The sequence below is a fragment of the Sphingomonas sp. Leaf339 genome (genome assembly GCF_001426195.1).
Lineage (GTDB): Bacteria > Pseudomonadota > Alphaproteobacteria > Sphingomonadales > Sphingomonadaceae > Sphingomonas.
Genome location: NZ_LMRS01000056.1, coordinates 88,500 through 104,866 on the forward strand (window position 1 = coordinate 88,500; position 16,367 = coordinate 104,866).

12 protein-coding genes are annotated in these 16,367 nt (G+C 66.1%); 7 read left to right on the forward strand and 5 right to left on the reverse strand.

All coding sequences use genetic code 11. The features are described 5' to 3' along the window. Position 1: 1 nt before the first annotated feature. The 5 genes from ASG67_RS15910 to ASG67_RS15930 all read right to left on the reverse strand — a co-directional run bounded on the left by ASG67_RS15910 (position 2) and on the right by ASG67_RS15930 (position 6,206). Positions 2-1,186 (reverse strand): geranylgeranyl diphosphate reductase, encoded by a 1,185-nt coding sequence (locus tag ASG67_RS15910; RefSeq protein ID WP_056532137.1) that lies wholly within the window; start codon positions 1,184-1,186, stop codon positions 2-4. Continuing rightward, positions 1,183-2,511, reverse strand: coding sequence for a BCD family MFS transporter (locus ASG67_RS15915; RefSeq protein WP_056532139.1), 1,329 nt, complete (start codon positions 2,509-2,511; stop codon positions 1,183-1,185). The genes ASG67_RS15910 and ASG67_RS15915 overlap by 4 nt, the downstream gene beginning before the upstream one ends. Further along, positions 2,508-3,407, reverse strand: coding sequence for a chlorophyll synthase ChlG (gene chlG / locus ASG67_RS15920; RefSeq protein WP_235535256.1), 900 nt, complete (start codon positions 3,405-3,407; stop codon positions 2,508-2,510). Before chlG ends, ASG67_RS15915 begins: the two co-directional genes overlap by 4 nt. A gap of 430 nt (positions 3,408-3,837) precedes the next feature. Next, the gene (ppsR, locus tag ASG67_RS15925; RefSeq protein WP_056532142.1) at positions 3,838-5,268 is read right to left on the reverse strand and encodes a transcriptional regulator PpsR; all 1,431 of its coding nucleotides are present in this window, start codon (positions 5,266-5,268) and stop codon (positions 3,838-3,840) included. Positions 5,269-5,303: 35 nt separating this feature from the next. Beyond that, a complete protein-coding gene (locus tag ASG67_RS15930) occupies positions 5,304-6,206 on the reverse strand; it encodes a B12-binding domain-containing protein (RefSeq protein WP_056532144.1) in 903 nt (300 codons plus the stop codon). A 218-nt stretch (positions 6,207-6,424) separates the two neighbouring features. Here ASG67_RS15930 and bchF point away from each other — a divergent pair, with 218 nt between their 5' ends. Genes bchF through ASG67_RS15965 form a run of 7 tightly spaced genes read left to right on the forward strand, consistent with a single transcriptional unit; the run spans position 6,425 to position 16,360 of the window. Continuing rightward, positions 6,425-6,946, forward strand: a complete 522-nt coding sequence (bchF, locus tag ASG67_RS15935) for a 2-vinyl bacteriochlorophyllide hydratase (protein ID WP_056532146.1) — start codon at positions 6,425-6,427, stop codon at positions 6,944-6,946. After that, entirely contained in the window at positions 6,943-8,220 is a 1,278-nt protein-coding gene (locus ASG67_RS15940) for a ferredoxin:protochlorophyllide reductase (ATP-dependent) subunit N (RefSeq protein WP_056532148.1), read from the forward strand. Before bchF ends, ASG67_RS15940 begins: the two co-directional genes overlap by 4 nt. 4 nt (positions 8,221-8,224) lie before the next feature. Further along, positions 8,225-9,787, forward strand: a complete 1,563-nt coding sequence (gene bchB / locus ASG67_RS15945) for a ferredoxin:protochlorophyllide reductase (ATP-dependent) subunit B (RefSeq protein WP_056532150.1) — start codon at positions 8,225-8,227, stop codon at positions 9,785-9,787. Then, positions 9,777-13,304 (forward strand): magnesium chelatase subunit H, encoded by a 3,528-nt coding sequence (locus ASG67_RS15950; protein WP_056532152.1) that lies wholly within the window; start codon positions 9,777-9,779, stop codon positions 13,302-13,304. Before bchB ends, ASG67_RS15950 begins: the two co-directional genes overlap by 11 nt. 10 nt (positions 13,305-13,314) lie before the next feature. Then, positions 13,315-14,220 carry a ferredoxin:protochlorophyllide reductase (ATP-dependent) iron-sulfur ATP-binding protein gene (gene bchL / locus ASG67_RS15955; protein ID WP_056532154.1) on the forward strand — a complete coding sequence of 302 codons (906 nt, stop codon included), beginning with the start codon at positions 13,315-13,317 and terminating at the stop codon, positions 14,218-14,220. After that, positions 14,220-14,918 carry a magnesium protoporphyrin IX methyltransferase gene (gene bchM, locus ASG67_RS15960; protein WP_056532156.1) on the forward strand — a complete coding sequence of 233 codons (699 nt, stop codon included), beginning with the start codon at positions 14,220-14,222 and terminating at the stop codon, positions 14,916-14,918. Before bchL ends, bchM begins: the two co-directional genes overlap by 1 nt. Further along, complete coding sequence (locus tag ASG67_RS15965; RefSeq protein WP_056532158.1) at positions 14,915-16,360, forward strand: BCD family MFS transporter; 1,446 nt, start codon at positions 14,915-14,917, stop codon at positions 16,358-16,360. The genes bchM and ASG67_RS15965 overlap by 4 nt, the downstream gene beginning before the upstream one ends. Positions 16,361-16,367 lie beyond the last annotated feature (7 nt).

Here is a 16,367-nt window from a genome sequence, read left to right on the forward strand (position 1 = left end):
GTCAGCCCGCTGTCTGCAGCAAGTGTCGCATATCCTTCAGGAATATCCGCAGATAGGCGATCGGCCGGGCATAGACGAGTTGCTTGTTCATATAGGCGGGCCAGATCAGGTTTTGCACGTCGCGATCCTCGCACATCGTCACGAAACGTTCGCGGCGCCGGTCGTTGCGATACCAGAAATGCTGCATGATCCCAAGAATCCAGAATACTCGGCCATGCGCCCGCATGAATGCCCGCCGTGCCTGGCGCAGCGCGCGGGCATCGCCCGATACCAGGAACGCGCCCACCGCCCGTGCCGACTCCCGCCCCGCCGCCATCGCGTAATAGATGCCCTCGCCCGATGCCGGCGCCACCACCCCGGCGGCATCACCCGTTACCAGCACGTCGCGGCCATTGTCCCATCGCCGCAGGGGCTTGAGCGGGATCGGCGCACCCTCCCGCCGGATCGTCTCGCATCCGTCCAGCCCTTCGCGTGCCCGCAACCGGCCAACCGCGTCGCGCAACGCGAACCCCTTGTTCGCACTGCCGACGCCGACACTCGCAGTGTCGCCGTGCGGGAATATCCACGCATAGAAATCCGGCGACAACGAGCCCTGATAGAATACGTCGCACCGCCCGCGATCCAGCGCATCGGCGGCAGGCGACCGGATCACCTCATGATACGCAAATACGCACGGCATCCGTTCGGCGCCGTCCAGCGTCGTCAGCGCCACACGCGACCGTGCACCATCCGCCCCGATCACGCACCGCGCCCGCACCCGCTGCTCCGGACCGCCCGGCCCCTCGCCATAGACGACGATCGCTCCGTCCTCGCCGTCACGCTCGATACGGTCGAAGCGGCCGGTACGACGCTCGGCCCCGCTCGCCGCCGCCCGCGCCCGCAGCCATTCGTCGAAAACCTCGCGATCAACCATGCCGACAAAGCCACCCTCGCCCGCCTGGTCCACCGGCATGTCGACCGCGATGTCCGATGGACCCACCATCCGCGCCGCCACCGCCCGCCCGACGATCAGGTGATCGGGAATCGCGAAATCGAGGATCAGGCGCGGCGGAATCGCGCCACCGCACGGCTTGATCCGCCCACCCCGATCCAGCAGCAGCACCCGGTGCCCCGCCGCCGCCAGATCGTCGGCCGCCGTCGCCCCCGACGGCCCACCACCCACGACGACGCAGTCATAAGCGTTCATGCCGGCTCCCCGGCGATCGCCACGGCGCGGTCCCGCCGGCCGGTCCGCAAGGCCAGCGACGCGGCGGCCAGGAACAGCAACGCCTCCACCCCGAACACGACCGTGAAGGTCTGCGCCGTCGAGCCGGTCAGTGCCCGACCGGCATCGACGCTCAGTGCGCCGATCAGGCCGCCCAGCCCGAACGCGATTGCTTGTGCCGCGCCCCACACGCCCATGCGGATGCCCTCGCGCCCCGCGCCTTCGCCGCCGGCACCACCCGCCAGCCCCATCATCGCGCCGATCGCCGCCACCGCGAACACCCCGTTGGCAAAGCCCAGCAGGGCGATATTGCCCGCCAGCGGCCAACCCGGCCCGGCCCGCGCCGCCATCGCCAGCCCACCCAGCGCGACAGCCGATCCGATGCATCCGCCGACGATCCACGGCCGCAGCCCCGCCTGGCTCCGCCCGCCGAACGCGCTGCCGCCAATCCCGGCGACGATCATCCCCGCCAGCACACCGCCATGCTGCACCCCCGACAATTGCGTCGATTGCCCTGGTGTGAAGCCGAACAGCAATCCTGCGAACGGCTCCAGGATCAGGTCCTGCATCGAATAGGCGAGCATCGAGAGGAACACGAACAGGGTGAAGCGGCGTGCCGTCTCATCAGCCCACATTTCGCGCAGCGCCACGCCGAACGCCGGCGTCGGCGACCCGGCGGTGACGGACGCTGCCGCCACCCCCTCGACACCCCACACCGCGACGATCGCCACCAGCAACGCGCCGCCCGCCACCCCGCCGGCGACCATCGCCAGTCGCGGCAACGAGAACGGATCGATCAGCGACCCCGCGACGCCCGCCGTCACGACGATGCCCGCGACCATCATGATCCATGTGATCGATGCCGCCGCCGCCCGTCGCTCCGGCGCGACCCGCGTCGCCAGCAACGCGAGCAACGACGTGCCCGCCCCGCCGACCCCGGCCCCGATCATCGAAAAGGCCATGACGGCCAGCGCAAACCCCCAGGCCGACCGCTCCGCCAGCAAGCCCAACGACGCGATCGCCAGCATCGCCCCCAGCGCCAGCGTCGTCATGCCCAGCACGATCCACGGCGTCCGCCGCCGCCCGCGATCCGATCCATGCCCCCATACCGGTCGCGACAATTGCACGGCATAATGCCACGCCACCAACCCGGCGGGCAGCGCGGCCGGCAGGGCATATTCGACCACCATCACCCGGTTCAGCAGCGACGTCGCCAGCATCACGATCGCGCCGATCGCACTCTGTACCAGCCCCAGCCGGACGATACCCGGCCAGCGAAGCGGCGCGGCGGGTTCACGAGCACTCACAATCCCGCCACCCCGCCCAGCCCGAACGCCGAGGCCAGCATACCCAGCACGTATAGCGTCGTTCCCGTCGCATTGTACCATGGCGCCTGCCCGCGCGGATCGCGCAACAGCCGTCGCATCAGCGCGACCTGTCCGACCAGCAACGCCGCGACGATCGCGGCTGCGACCTGATGTCCCCAATACGCCAACAATCCCACAACCACGACCTGCGGCACCGCCATCACCACGCAGGCCACCCGCGCCGCGCGCCCGACCCCCAGCACCACCGGCAGCGATCGCAACCCGGTCGCCCGGTCACCCTCCACCGCCTTGAAATCGTTCAGCGTCATGATGCCGTGCGCGCCCAGACTGTACAGCGCCAGCACGATCAGGATCGGCGCCGCCGGCAGCGCCCCCGCCATCACGCTGGCGCCCGTGAACCATGTCAGCCCCTCATAGGTCAGTGCCACCACCGCCGGTCCCCACACACCGCTGACCTTGAACCGGAACGGCGGCGCGCTGTATCCCCATGCACAGAGCAACGCGACGCAGGTCGCGCCCAACACCCATGGCCCCGTCGCCCAGGCGACCAGCAGCGACAGCGCCGTGCCGATATTGGCGATCCACAGCCCCCAACGCCCGGCGATCCGCCCCGACGGGATCGGTCGATCGGGCTCGTTGATCGCATCGACATGCCGGTCGAACCAGTCGTTGACCGCTTGGCTCGTCCCGCACACCAGCGGTCCGGTCAACAAGACGCCCGCGATCAGGAACGGCCAGCGATCCGCGATCGGCACGCCTGACGACACCACTCCGCACATGAACGCCCAGATCGGTGGAAACCACGTCACCGGCTTGAGCAGTTCGAGCACATCGCGGAGGGCGGGAAACCGCGTCGCGATACCGGGGGCGCTCAAGGGGTCCATCAACCCGAAGGCTATGCTTGACGCATGAAGGCGTCAAACCAAATTGACGCATTTTCCACCGTCCCGGAAGGATGAGGGTGACCGGCTAACCAAGACAGAGGGCTCAAGGCTGATCCGATCCCTGCCGATCGTCCAGAGTAGAGATTGAGCTGGTCGAAAGCCCGTATCAACGGACGGGTTGGCACGTGAAAACAGTGCCTCGCTACGGCTATTCGGCACGAACGGAGAGCGGCTCAGTCCGTCACCGCAAAATCACCCCTGTCCTACACAAGAGCAAAGATTTACCCCCGTCGAACACCCGCTCTTTGCTAACGTCGATCTATAATCCCCGCGCGTTCTCGCGCGTGCGCCCATTCGTGCGTCCGCGCGCACGTGGGAGAGTGTGACTTTAGCGACTTTCCGCCCGCGCCCGCACCCGGTGTCAGTTGTCGCCCGACACCAGATTGCCAAGTCCATGGCGGTGAAGTTTGGAGTACAGGCTCTGTCGGCTGACCCCCAGTATCTCGGCCGCCGAGGCGCGATTGTCCGAGGTATAGACCAGCGCCGCCTCGATGCAGAGGCGCTCGATCATGTCGGTGCTCTCGCGCACGATCTCCTTTAGGGACATCCGCCCGACCAGTTCGGTCAGCTGACTGACGGAACGCGGCGCGTCGCCACCGACCGCCGGCACACTGCGCAACCGTCGCCCGACATTGCGGATCGTGAAGCCGTAACAATCGCCCTGCCCAGATGGCGCAATGACGCCGGAGATTTCGATCTCTTCCTGCGCTCCCGCCGCGCCGCGCAGGATGGTCGCGACATTGCGCACCGATCCATGCTCGCGCAATTGCCCCACGATCAGTTCCAGATCGATGCCCGGCCGGCCCAGCCATGTTCCCAGGCGCCCACCGACCACCCGGTCGATCGACGGCAATTCGGTCAGTTCCAGGAAAGCCGCATTCGCGGTCAGCACCGTCATGTCGCGATCGACCAGCACGAACGCATCGGGCATCCGCTCGACCACCTCGGCCAGCGTGGCGTCGAATCGATGGCCAGCGATCGTGTTCTCGGCCGGCTCGACGCGCAGGATCAGCATCGGCGTGCGTGCCTGTCGGAACAGACGGACCGAAATTCGGGCTTCGCCGCGCCGATTGGCTAGCCGCAGCACCACCGGCCTGACGTCGTCCGCCACCTCAGAGGCGCCAAGATAGGCGATCAGGTCGTCACGCTGTTCGGTCGCGACAATGGTGCTCACCGGATTGCCGATCAACGATCCTTCGCTGGCGTCCAGCAGGTCGTGCGCCGCCGGATTGGCTTCACGGATGCGGCGCGTTTCGGCATCGACGATCAGCACCGGCTCGGATGCCATGTCGAACAACAGGCGATACCGCGTCTCGGCCTGACGCAGGCGAATATAGTCGCGCTCCAGCGATTGCTGGGTCTGCAACAGGCGCTGCTGCATCGCCGCCGCGCTACGCATGTCGCGACCGATCGCGATCAGCCGTTCCCCCTCGCCCAGCGCGATCACCAGGTAGCGGACCGGCACATCGCCCCCGGCCGCGGCATGATTCACTTGTCGCCAGCGCGCCGGATCGCCCGCCGCAGCCGCGGCCAGCATCTCGGTAATCTTGGCCCGGCTCTCGCCTGTCACCGTATCGATCCACGCGCTGCCGACCCAGTCGGCGAACCCGTGATTGACCAGATCGCCGTGCGACACGGCGATATCGAGGATGTCACCCTTGCCCGACAGAATAAACGCGACGTCACCCACCGACGCCAGCAAAGTCGCGGCGACGCTGGCGGACAGCGCCCCCGGCATGGTGTCAGGCGAGGTAAAGGCCGCCTTACGAGACAGGGCGATAGGCTTGTTCATCGACGAGCGTCGCACTCCGGAGGATCGATAATCGTTCAGACCGTCAGGGAATCCCCTTCACGCGCACGGACAAGATCCGCAGCGACCTTCAGGGCAAGTTTGGCATCCTGCGCCGTACCATCCGCACCGACATGTGCCGCAAGATCCGGATCGGCGCTGAAAATTCGGCCGCCGACCATGATGCAGACACGCGGGTTCTTCGATACATTCCGCATCGCACCAATAACCGACGTCACATTCGCGATATGGCAGTCGCAACTTATCGTCAATCCGATCATGTCGAACCAGGATTCACCGACCTTTTTCAAAAGGTCGGGCGTTGCCGCCTCACTCAATCGGTCGGTCATCCACCCGTCGCGACGAAACAATTCGTCGATGACGACGGTGCCGAAATTATGCTGGTCACCGGGCATCGACGCGAACAGCGCGCGCCGCCCTCCCGGCGCAACCGGCCGGTTGCCAGGCGAACGACTGGCGATTTCGTGAACCACCTCCTGCAATCGCCACAACCCCATCGTCACCTCGACGAAATCGCAGCGATCATCCTCCCAATATTCGCCAAGCAGACGCGCGGTCGGAGCCAGCAGATCGACCATCACCGTTTCTACCGAAACGCCCCGCGCCAGAATCGCTTCGACATGTGCCAGCAATGCATCCGCCTCGACCATTAGGGCAAGCGGCGCCAGTTCGGTAATCTCGTTCGCATCGATCGTTGCATCGCCGCCGACCGTCGGCGCGTCCGGGATGCTGGTTGCATGTGCGATCATCAGCCGTGGGATGATTTCGCTCTCGATCAGGGCCGACAAGGATCGTTCGCATTCAACATCGGCGAGCAGGCGGAACGCGGCGAGCCCTTCGGCATCGGCGCGAAATCGACGCGCCGACGAAGCATCGCTTCGGGCCGCATTCGTATCGCCATATCTCGCCAACGACGCCATAACCGGCTCTCCCAGCCAGACCGACCCAATCGTCTTCCCCGCAAAACCGACGTCTTCGCCTGGCCCTACGACTCGAAACCTATGCCTATCGATGTCCGTACGCAACCACCCAAACACGCCGCACCGCACCATGTGTCAATTATCGTTGACGTCAGTTTTAATTGACACTTTGATCGGCGTGGTTCTACTCTTGTGGTCATCAAGGGCGAGGGAAAGCGATGCGGGCAAACGACCCAAATTTCGCAGAAGCGACACGAAGCGGCACCCCGCCGCTGTACGACGCCGACCAGCGCCGCCGCCGCGACTCGACCCGGTGGACGCTGGTGCAGGGCATTCTCGCCCCCATCCAGTTCCTGATCTTCCTCATCAGCCTGACGCTGGTGTTACGCTATCTCGCGACCGGTCAGGGGGCAGAGGCCGCCACGATCTCGATCGTGGTGAAAACGATCGCGCTCTATGCCATCATGATTACCGGATCAATCTGGGAAAAGATCGTGTTCGGCCGCTGGCTGTTCGTTCCCGCCTTCTTCTGGGAAGACGTCTTCAGCATGCTCGTGCTGGCGCTCCACACTGCCTATCTGGTGGTGCTGGCCGCCGGTGTCGGCACCGAGCGGGGCCGGATGCTGCTCGCCCTGGCGGCCTATGCCACCTATGCGATCAACGCGGCGCAGTTCCTGCTGAAACTGCGCGCCGCCCGGCTTCAAGGTTCCACGCCCGCTCGCATGGCGGTGTCCGGGTGACCCCGGCGGTGCCCGCGACGACACCCGGGTGCGACGCCGCGCCGGTACTGCGCGAACGTGGCCAGCGCGAGGTGTTCTGCGGCCTGACCGGCATCATCTGGCTGCATCGCAAGGTGCAGGATGCATTCTTCCTCGTCGTCGGTTCGCGCACCTGCGCGCACCTGCTGCAATCAGCCGCCGGCGTGATGATCTTCGCCGAACCACGCTTCGCGACCGCGATCATCGAGGAGCGCGACCTCGCCGGCATGGCCGACTGCAACGAGGAACTCGATCGTGTCGTCGATCGACTGCTGGCCCGCCGCCCCGATATCAGGCTGCTGTTCCTGGTCGGCTCCTGCCCGTCGGAGGTCATCAAGCTCGACCTGTCACGCGCCGCCGCGCGCCTTTCGGTCAAGCATGCCGGCGTCACCAAGATCCTGAACTATTCGGGTTCCGGCATCGAGACTACCTTCACCGAGGGCGAGGATGCCTGCCTCGCCGCGCTGGCCGCTGACCTGCCAGCAGACACTACCGATGCGCCCAGCCTGATGATTGTCGGCGCACTGCCCGATGTCGTCGAGGACCAGTTCCTGCGGTTGTTTGCCGACCTCGGCATCGGCCCCGTCCATTCCCTGCCGGCACGACGGGCGAACGACATGCCGCCGGTCGGCCCCAATACGCGCTACCTGCTGGCCCAGCCGTTCCTCGGCGAAACCGCCCGCACGCTGGAAGATCGCGGCGGACGCCGACTCGATGCGCTGTTCCCGTTCGGCGCGGAGGGGACAACCGACTGGCTCCATGCCGCCGCCCGCGCCTTCGGCATCGACGAAATGCATTTCCGCTCCGTGATCGCGCCGGGCCGCGAGCGGGCAAAGCGCGCTATCGAGCATTCGCGCGAGCGGCTGACGGGCAAGCGCATCACCTTCCTGCCCGATTCGCAACTGGAGGTGCCGCTGGCGCGCTTCCTAGCGACCGAAGCCGGCATGATCCCGGTCGAGGTCGGCACGCCTTATCTCCACCGCCGCCACCTTGCCGGCGAACTCGCGCTGCTGCCGGCCGGAACGCTGCTTAGCGAAGGGCAGGACGTCGATCGCCAGCTCGACCGCGTCCGCGCCGCACAGCCGGACCTGACCGTCTGCGGCCTCGGCCTCGCCAATCCGCTGGAGGCGGAAGGGCTGACGACAAAATGGGCGATCGAGCTGGTCTTCTCGCCGATCCACGGCTTCGACCAGGCCGGCGACCTTGCCGAACTCTTTGCGCGCCCGCTCCGGCGCCGTGATGTGTTGAGGGTCTGAGGCGATGCAACTGACCGTCTGGACCTATGAGGGACCACCCCATGTCGGCGCGATGCGGATCGCCACCGCGATGCAGGGCGTCCATTACGTCCTCCACGCGCCGCAGGGCGATACCTATGCCGACCTGTTGTTCACGATGATCGAACGCCGGGGGAAACGCCCGCCGGTCACCTACACGACCTTTCAGGCGCGCGATCTGGGCAAGGATACCGCCGAACTGTTTCAGCAGGCGGCGCGCGATGCCTATGCCCGGTTCCAGCCGCAGGCGATGCTGGTCGGCGCCTCCTGCACGGCGGAGCTGATCCAGGACGATCCCGCCGGCCTTGCCGAAGCGATGCGCCTGCCCTGCCCCGTCGTAGCGCTCGAACTGCCCAGTTATCAGCGCAAAGAGAATTGGGGCGCGGCAGAGACCTTTTATCAGCTCGCCCGCCGGATGTGCACCGCTACGGTTCCCGGCGCACGGCCCGACGGCGGCAAGCCCTCCGCCAATATCCTCGGCCCGACCGCACTCGGCTTTCGTCACCGCGACGACGTGATCGAGATCACCCGATTGCTCGACCAGCTCGGCATCGCCGTCAACGTCACCGCCCCGCTGGGCGCAACGCCGGCCGATCTCGCACGGCTAGGCGACGCCGATTTCAACATCTGCCTCTATCCCGAAATCGCCGACACGCTGTGCCGCTGGCTCGAACGCCGCTTTGGCCAGAAGACGGTGCGAACCGTGCCGATCGGCCATGGCGCGACTCGCGATTTCATCGCCGAGGTCGCCGCGATCGCTGGCGTCGACCCCGCCGCCGCGCTGGCCCCCTCGAACCTGCCGTGGTGGAGTCGATCGGTCGATTCGACCTATCTGACCGGCAAGCGCGTCTTCATCTTCGGCGACGCCACGCACGCCATCGCTGCCGCCCGCGTGGCGCGTGACGAGCTAGGGTTCGAGATTGTCGGCCTTGGTTGCTACAACCGTGAATTCGCCCGCGACTTGCGCGACGCGGCGGTCCTCTATGGCATCGAGCCACTTGTCACCGACGACTATCTGGCGGTTGAGGCCGCGATCCAGGGGCTACAGCCCGAACTGGTGCTCGGCACCCAGATGGAACGCCACATCGCCAAGCGACTGCGCATTCCCTGCGCGGTCATCTCCGCCCCCGTCCATGTGCAGGATTTCCCCGCTCGTTACGCTCCCCAGATGGGGTTCGAAGGCGCGAATGTGCTGTTCGACACCTGGGTCCATCCGCTGGTGATGGGGCTGGAGGAACATCTGTTGACGATGTTCCGCGACGATTTCGAATTCTCGGATGCCGGCGGCGCGAGCCATCTTCCTTCGTCCCGCCCTGCAGGAGGGGTCGGTGGCGGGCCTGTTACGGCACCGGAAAGCGACGAAACAAACCCAACCCTGGCCACCAATGGCGGGACATGGTCCGCCGACGCCGAACGCGAGCTGCTCAAAATCCCGTTTTTCGTCCGCGGCAAGGCGCGGCGGAACACCGAAAAGTTTGCGACCGAGCACAATCTGGCCACCATCACCCTAGACACGCTGTACGACGCGAAGGCGCATTATGCCCGGTAACGCGCCCCTGCATGTCGTGATCGTCACGCTCGACAACCATCTGTCGGGCGCGGCAGAGCGCGCGGCGGCACGGTTCGCCGCAGAGGATGCGGGCATCACCATCGGCTTCCACGCCGCCGCCGACTGGGATCGCACCCCTGGCGCGCTCGACCGCTGCATCGCCGACATCGCGCGTGGTGACATCGTCATCGCAACGATGCTGTTCCTCGACGACCATATCCGCGCGGTGCTCCCCGCACTGGCGGCGCGGCGTGAGGAGTGCTCGGCGATGCTGGGCCTGATGTCGGGCAGCGAAGTCGTCCGCCTGACGCGGCTCGGCGACTATCGGATGGACAAGCCCGCCAAAGGACCACTTGCCCTGCTGAAGCGCCTGCGCGGCTCCTCGAAACCCGGCGGATCATCGGGCGCGGGCCAGATGAAGATGCTGCGCCGGCTGCCGAAAATGCTGCGCTTCATTCCTGGGACAGCGCAGGACGTCCGCGCCTATTTCCTGACACTGCAATATTGGTTGGCGGGGTCGGACGACAATGTCATCGCCATGATCCGAGCGCTCGCGCATCGCTATGCTGGCCATGCGGAACGGGCCGACGCGCCACACGATTATCCCGATGTCGGCGTCTATCACCCACGGACACCGGGCCGCATGGCCGAGAAGATCGAGGCACTGCCTGCCGCGAACGATACGCAGGGCACCGTCGGCCTGCTGATGCTGCGTTCCTACCTGCTAGGTCGCGATACCGGTCATTATGACGGCGTGATCGCGGCGATGGAGGCCAGGGGCCTGCGTGTCATCCCTGCCTTTGCCAGCGGGCTCGATTCGCGCCCTGCGATCGAGAAGTTTTTCATGAAGGATGGCCGCGCGACCGTCGACGCGGTCGTGTCGCTGACCGGCTTCAGCCTCGTCGGCGGCCCCGCCTACAATGATGCGGCAGCCGCCGAGGCGATACTGGCGCAACTCGACGTTCCATATATTGCTGCACATCCGATCGAGTTTCAGTCGCTGCAGCAATGGGGTGCAAGCCGTCAGGGCCTGCTGCCGATCGAGGCAACGATGATGGTCGCCATTCCCGAGCTCGACGGCGCGATCCTGCCGAGCGTGTTCGGTGGTCGGGCCGATGGATCGGGCGAGCCCTGCACCGGTTGCGGGCGACGCTGCCGCTTCCCCGCCTCCGGTCTGACCCGCGAAATGCAGTCGTGCCCTGAACGGGCCGAAGCGCTGGCCGCAAAGGTCGCCGCGCTCGTCACCCTGCGTCGCAGCGAGCGGGCGACCCGCAAGCTCGCGGTCGTGCTGTTCAACTTCCCGCCCAACGCCGGCGCGACCGGCACCGCCGCGCATCTGGCGGTTTGGGAATCGCTCCATGCGACGCTGGTCCACCTATCGGGTGAAGGGTACGACGTTGCGGTTCCGACCGATGTCGACGCCCTGCGCAATGCCGTCCTGCACGGCAACGCCGCCCGCTACGGTGCCGATGCCAATGTCCACGCCCGGATCCCCGCCGACGATCACGTCCGCCGCGAACCGCACCTCGCCGCCATCGAAGCGCAATGGGGCCCTGCGCCGGGCAAGCAACAGAGCGACGGCGGCAGCATTCAGGTGCTGGGTGCGCAGTTCGGCCAGGTGTTCGTCGGCATCCAGCCCGCCTTCGGTTATGAAGGCGATCCAATGCGCCTGCTGTTCGAGGGCCGCTTCACCCCCACCCATGCGTTCAGCGCGTTCTATCGCTGGCTGCGCGAGGATTTCGGCGCGCATGCCGTGCTTCATTTCGGCACGCACGGCGCGCTTGAATTCATGCCGGGCAAACAGGCGGGGCTGACCGGCGACTGCTGGCCCGAACGGCTGATCGGCGCACTACCCAACATCTATCTCTATGCGGCCAACAACCCCTCCGAAGGGCTGATCGCCAAGCGTCGGTCGGGTGCGACGCTGGTCAGCTATCTGACACCGCCGCTCGCGCAATCCGGCCTCTACAAGGGGATGGGAGATCTGAAGGCGCTGCTGGAACGCTGGCGGTCGTCACCGTCAGCGGACGAGCGCGCTGCCCTTGCGCCGATGATCGCCGCGCAGGCCGAGACACTTGATCTCGACGCCGGCGACATCTCGACGCTCGCCGCGCGCCTTTATGAGGTCGAGTGCGAGCTGATCCCTCACGGCCTCCATGTACTGGGCCGGCCGATCCCGGAGGATCAGCGGGCGCAGATGATCGCGGCTGGTGCCGAGTTGACCGGCGGTAACGGTGAAATCGACGCGCTCGTCCATGCGCTGGATGCCGGTTTCGTCAGGCCCGCACCGGGCGGCGACGTGTTGCGCAATCCCAAGGTATTGCCGACCGGTCGCAACATCCACGGCTTCGACCCCTTCCGCATCCCCGGCGCCTTTGCCTGTGCCGAGGGCGTAGCCCAAGCCGACGAGTTGATCGCCCGCCATACCGCCACGGCCGCCTTCCCGGAAACGCTGGCGATGGTGCTGTGGGGCACCGACAATCTGAAATCCGAAGGCATCCAGATAGCACAGGCGCTGGCGCTGATCGGTGCTCGTCCGCGCTTCGATGGTTATGGCCGACTGTCGGGGGCGGAACTGATCCCGCTTGCAGAGCTTGGCCGGCCGCGCATCGACGTCATCGTCACGCTGTCGGGCATTTTCCGCGATCTGCTGCCCCTCCAGACGCGTATGATTGCCGAGGCAGCGTGGCTCGCCGCCGATGCCGACGAGCCGCTCGACCAGAACTTCGTCCGCAAACACAGTCTGTCGCACGCCGCCATCCATGGCTGCGATCTCGAAACCGCGGCGCTGCGCGTCTTCTCCAACGCAGAGGGATCGTACGGCGCCAACGTCAACATGCTGATCGACGATGGCGCCTGGAGCGATCCCGACGAGATCGCCGAAGTGTTCGAACGGCAAAAGGGTTACGCCTATGGCCGCACCGGCATACCGGCGCGACAGGCGGCCTTGTTCAAAACCGCCTTGGCCGGCGTCGATCTCGCCTATCAGAATCTCGATTCGGTCGAACTCGGCGTGACCGACATCGACCATTATGTCGACGCGCTGGGTGGCATCAGCCGCTCGATCACCCGCGCGAAGGGCAGCCCCGCCCCGATCTATATCGTCGATGCCACGCAAGGCGCGACAAAGGTGCGCACGCTGGCCGAACAGGTCGATCTGGAAACCCGGACCCGGATGCTGAACCCGCTCTGGTACGAGGGGATGTTGAAGCACGGATATGAGGGCGTGCGCGCGATCGAGAGCCATGTCACGAACACGATGGGCTGGTCGGCAACGACTGGTACGGTGAACCCCTGGGTCTATCAGCGGATCAGCGAAACCTATGTGCTGGACGCCGCCATGCGCGAACGGCTCGCGACTCTCAATCCAAAGGCATCGGCGCGCGTCGCCAACCGCCTGATCGAGGCGAGCGACCGGCAGTTCTGGGCACCCGATGCCGCAACTCTGGCGGCGCTCCACGCTGCCAGCGACGAACTTGAAGACCGCCTAGAAGGCGTCACCGCGGTGGCGGCATGAGGAAAATCTGATGGCCCTGTTCGATCCCCCGATCCGCACCCGTGACCGACTGACCCTCGACGGCGAGGGATCGATGCAGGTCGCACTCGATCCCGCCGATCGTATCGGTACGGCCAAGGTCTTCGCCGTCTATGGTAAGGGCGGGATCGGCAAGTCGACGACCTCATCCAACCTCAGCGCCGCCTTCTCGCTGCTCGGCAAGCGGGTATTGCAGATCGGCTGCGACCCCAAGCACGACAGCACGTTCACGCTGACCAAAAAGCTGATGCCGACCGTCATCGACGTGCTGGAAACGGTGGAATTCCACAGCGAGGAATTGCGACCCGAAGATTACATGTTCGAAGGCTTCAACGGCGTGATGTGCGTGGAGGCGGGCGGCCCACCGGCCGGCACTGGCTGCGGTGGATATGTCGTCGGCCAGACCGTGAAGTTGCTCAAGCAGCATCACCTGCTCGAGGAAACCGACGTCGTCCTGTTCGACGTGCTGGGCGACGTAGTGTGCGGCGGCTTTGCGGCACCGCTGCAGCATGCCGAGCGTGCAGTGGTCGTCGCATCGAACGATTTCGACAGCATCTTCGCGATGAACCGCATCGTCGCGGCCATCAAGGCGAAGTCGAAGAATTATGACGTCCGCATGGCCGGCGTCATCGCCAATCGCTCGGCGGCGACCGACGAGATCGACCGGTTCAACGAAGCGACCGGCCTGAAGCGGCTGGCGCATTTCCCCGATCTCGACGCGATCCGCCGGTCGCGTCTGAAGAAGTGCACGCTGTTCGAGATGGAACAGACACCCGAAGTCGCCGCGGTATGCGAAGAATATAAGCGCCTGGCCGCACAGATGTGGGCGGGTTGCGATGCGCTCGACTGCGAGCCGATGAAGGATCGCGACATCTTCGAATTCCTGGGCTTCGAGTGATGGCGACGGCGTTTCCCTCGACCAGCTACGATGACCGCCGCACCCGGTTGGAGACATATTTCGATCGCACCGCGTCGAAGACGTGGGAACGGCTGACGTCTGATGCGCCCGTCAGCGGCATCCGCGCCACTGTCCGCGCCGGCCGCGACCGGATGCGCGACACGTTGTTGTCGTGGTTGCCCGCCGACATGACCGGCCTGCGCCTCCTCGATGCCGGTTGCGGCACTGGCGCGCTGGCGGTCGAGGCGGCGCGGCGCGGCGCTCAGGTCGTCGCGATCGATGTCGCCGGCAGCCTGGTCGGCGTGGCGCGCGAACGCGCGTCTGCCGGCCTTGGCATCGACTGGCGCGTCGGCGACATGCTCGATCCTGCGCTTGGTCGATTCGATCACGTCGTCGCGATGGACTCGCTGATCCATTATGGCGCGTTTGATATTGTTGATGTCGTTGCCGGCCTCGCCGAGCGAACCCGCAGCTCTGTGCTGCTCACATTCGCGCCATCGACGCGGCCATTGGTCGTCATGCACGCGATCGGCAAGCTGTTCCCTCGCGCCGACCGCGCACCTGCGATCGAGCCGGTCCGCGAGCGATTGCTGCGCACGCTGATCGCCGGCGCGGTGCCGAGCGCTCGCATCGGTCGCGGCGAACGCATCGCCAGTGGTTTCTACACCAGCCACGCGCTGGAATTGCTGCCGCGATGATTCGGGTCGCGACCTTGCGCAGTGGTGCGTTCTGGAACCGGATCGGCACGCGGTTCCTGCCGTTTGCCGACGCGGCGACAGAGGAATTGCCGCTCGGACGGTTGCTGCGCCTGTCGCTGTTCCAGGTGTCCGTCGGAATGGCGGCCGTGTTGCTCACCGGCACGCTGAACCGCGTGATGATCGTCGAGCTGGGTATGTCGGCATCGATCGTTGCCGCAATGGTTTCTCTGCCGCTGCTGTTCGCGCCGCTACGCGCGCTGATCGGGTTCCGGTCCGACACCCATCGCTCGGTTCTGGGGTGGAAGCGGGTGCCGTATATTTGGTTCGGCACCCTGATGCAGTTCGGCGGCCTCGCCCTGCTGCCGTTCGCGCTGCTGGTGATGACCGGGCAAGGCGACGGACCGGCGATCGTCGGCCATATCGGCGCCGGGATCGCATTTCTGCTCGTCGGTGCGGGGATGCACACGACGCAGACCGCCGGCCTGGCGCTTGCCACCGATCTGGCAACGGAACAGTCGCGACCCCGCGTTGTTGCCCTGCTCTATGTCATGCTGTTGATCGGCATGCTGGTCAGCGCGATCATTATCGGCCGTGCGCTTGCCGACTTCACCCCTACCAAGCTGGTTCAGATCGTTCAGGGCGCGGCAGTGCTGACGATGGTGCTGAACATCGTCGCGCTGTGGAAACAGGAAGCCCGCAACCGCAGCGCCACCGCGGTCGATGCCCCTCATCCGGCTTTCCGCGACGTCTGGGCCATCTTCATCGCCCGCCCCCGAACGATGCGCTTGCTGGTCGCGGTCGGGCTGGGCGCGGCGGCGTTCAGCATGCAGGACGTGCTGCTCGAACCCTATGGCGGCCAGATCCTTGGCCTGTCGGTCGGCGAAACGACCTCGCTCACCGCGTTGTGGGCTGCGGGGATGCTGGCCGGCTTCACCTATGCCGCGCGCCAGCTGGCCGCCGGGGCCGATCCGCATCGGCTGGCCGGTTTCGGCGGCGTTGCGGGTATCGGCGCGTTCCTGTGCGTGATCTTCGCCGGCCCGTTGCAGGCACCTGCTTTGCTGGCCGTCGGTGCGACCTTCATCGGCGTCGGCGGAGGGTTGTTTTCGGTCGGTACGTTGACCGCGGCGATGGCGATCGCCGATCCGGAGGGAGGCCGCACCGGCCTTGCACTCGGCGCCTGGGGTGCGGTGCAGGCGACGGCGGCCGGTCTTGCCATCGCGGTCGGTGCGCTGACGCGTGATGCGGTGTCGGCAGCAGCGGTCGCACATCGGCTCGGCTCGACGCTTGCCGGGCCGGCGACCGGCTACGCGGTCGTTTATAGCATCGAAATCCTGTTGCTGCTCGGCACGCTCATCGCGCTCGGGCCGCTCGTTCGCGCCGATGCGGACGTCCGCACCGACCCACCGTCCAACCGCTTCGGCCTCAGCGAATTTCCGATCTGAAAGGGAC

Excerpts from the sequence above, each read along its gene's own strand:
- ASG67_RS15910 (WP_056532137.1), bottom strand. The coding sequence starts at position 1,186 with ATGAACGCTTATGACTGCGTCGTCGTGGGTGGTGGGCCGTCGGGGGCG.
- ppsR (WP_056532142.1), bottom strand. The coding sequence starts at position 5,268 with ATGAACAAGCCTATCGCCCTGTCTCGTAAGGCGGCCTTTACCTCGCCT.
- ASG67_RS15930 (WP_056532144.1), bottom strand. The coding sequence starts at position 6,206 with ATGGCGTCGTTGGCGAGATATGGCGATACGAATGCGGCCCGAAGCGAT.
- bchF (WP_056532146.1), top strand. The coding sequence starts at position 6,425 with ATGCGGGCAAACGACCCAAATTTCGCAGAAGCGACACGAAGCGGCACC.
- bchB (WP_056532150.1), top strand. The coding sequence starts at position 8,225 with ATGCAACTGACCGTCTGGACCTATGAGGGACCACCCCATGTCGGCGCG.
- ASG67_RS15950 (WP_056532152.1), top strand. The coding sequence starts at position 9,777 with ATGCCCGGTAACGCGCCCCTGCATGTCGTGATCGTCACGCTCGACAAC.
- bchL (WP_056532154.1), top strand. The coding sequence starts at position 13,315 with ATGGCCCTGTTCGATCCCCCGATCCGCACCCGTGACCGACTGACCCTC.
- bchM (WP_056532156.1), top strand. The coding sequence starts at position 14,220 with ATGGCGACGGCGTTTCCCTCGACCAGCTACGATGACCGCCGCACCCGG.
- ASG67_RS15965 (WP_056532158.1), top strand. The coding sequence starts at position 14,915 with ATGATTCGGGTCGCGACCTTGCGCAGTGGTGCGTTCTGGAACCGGATC.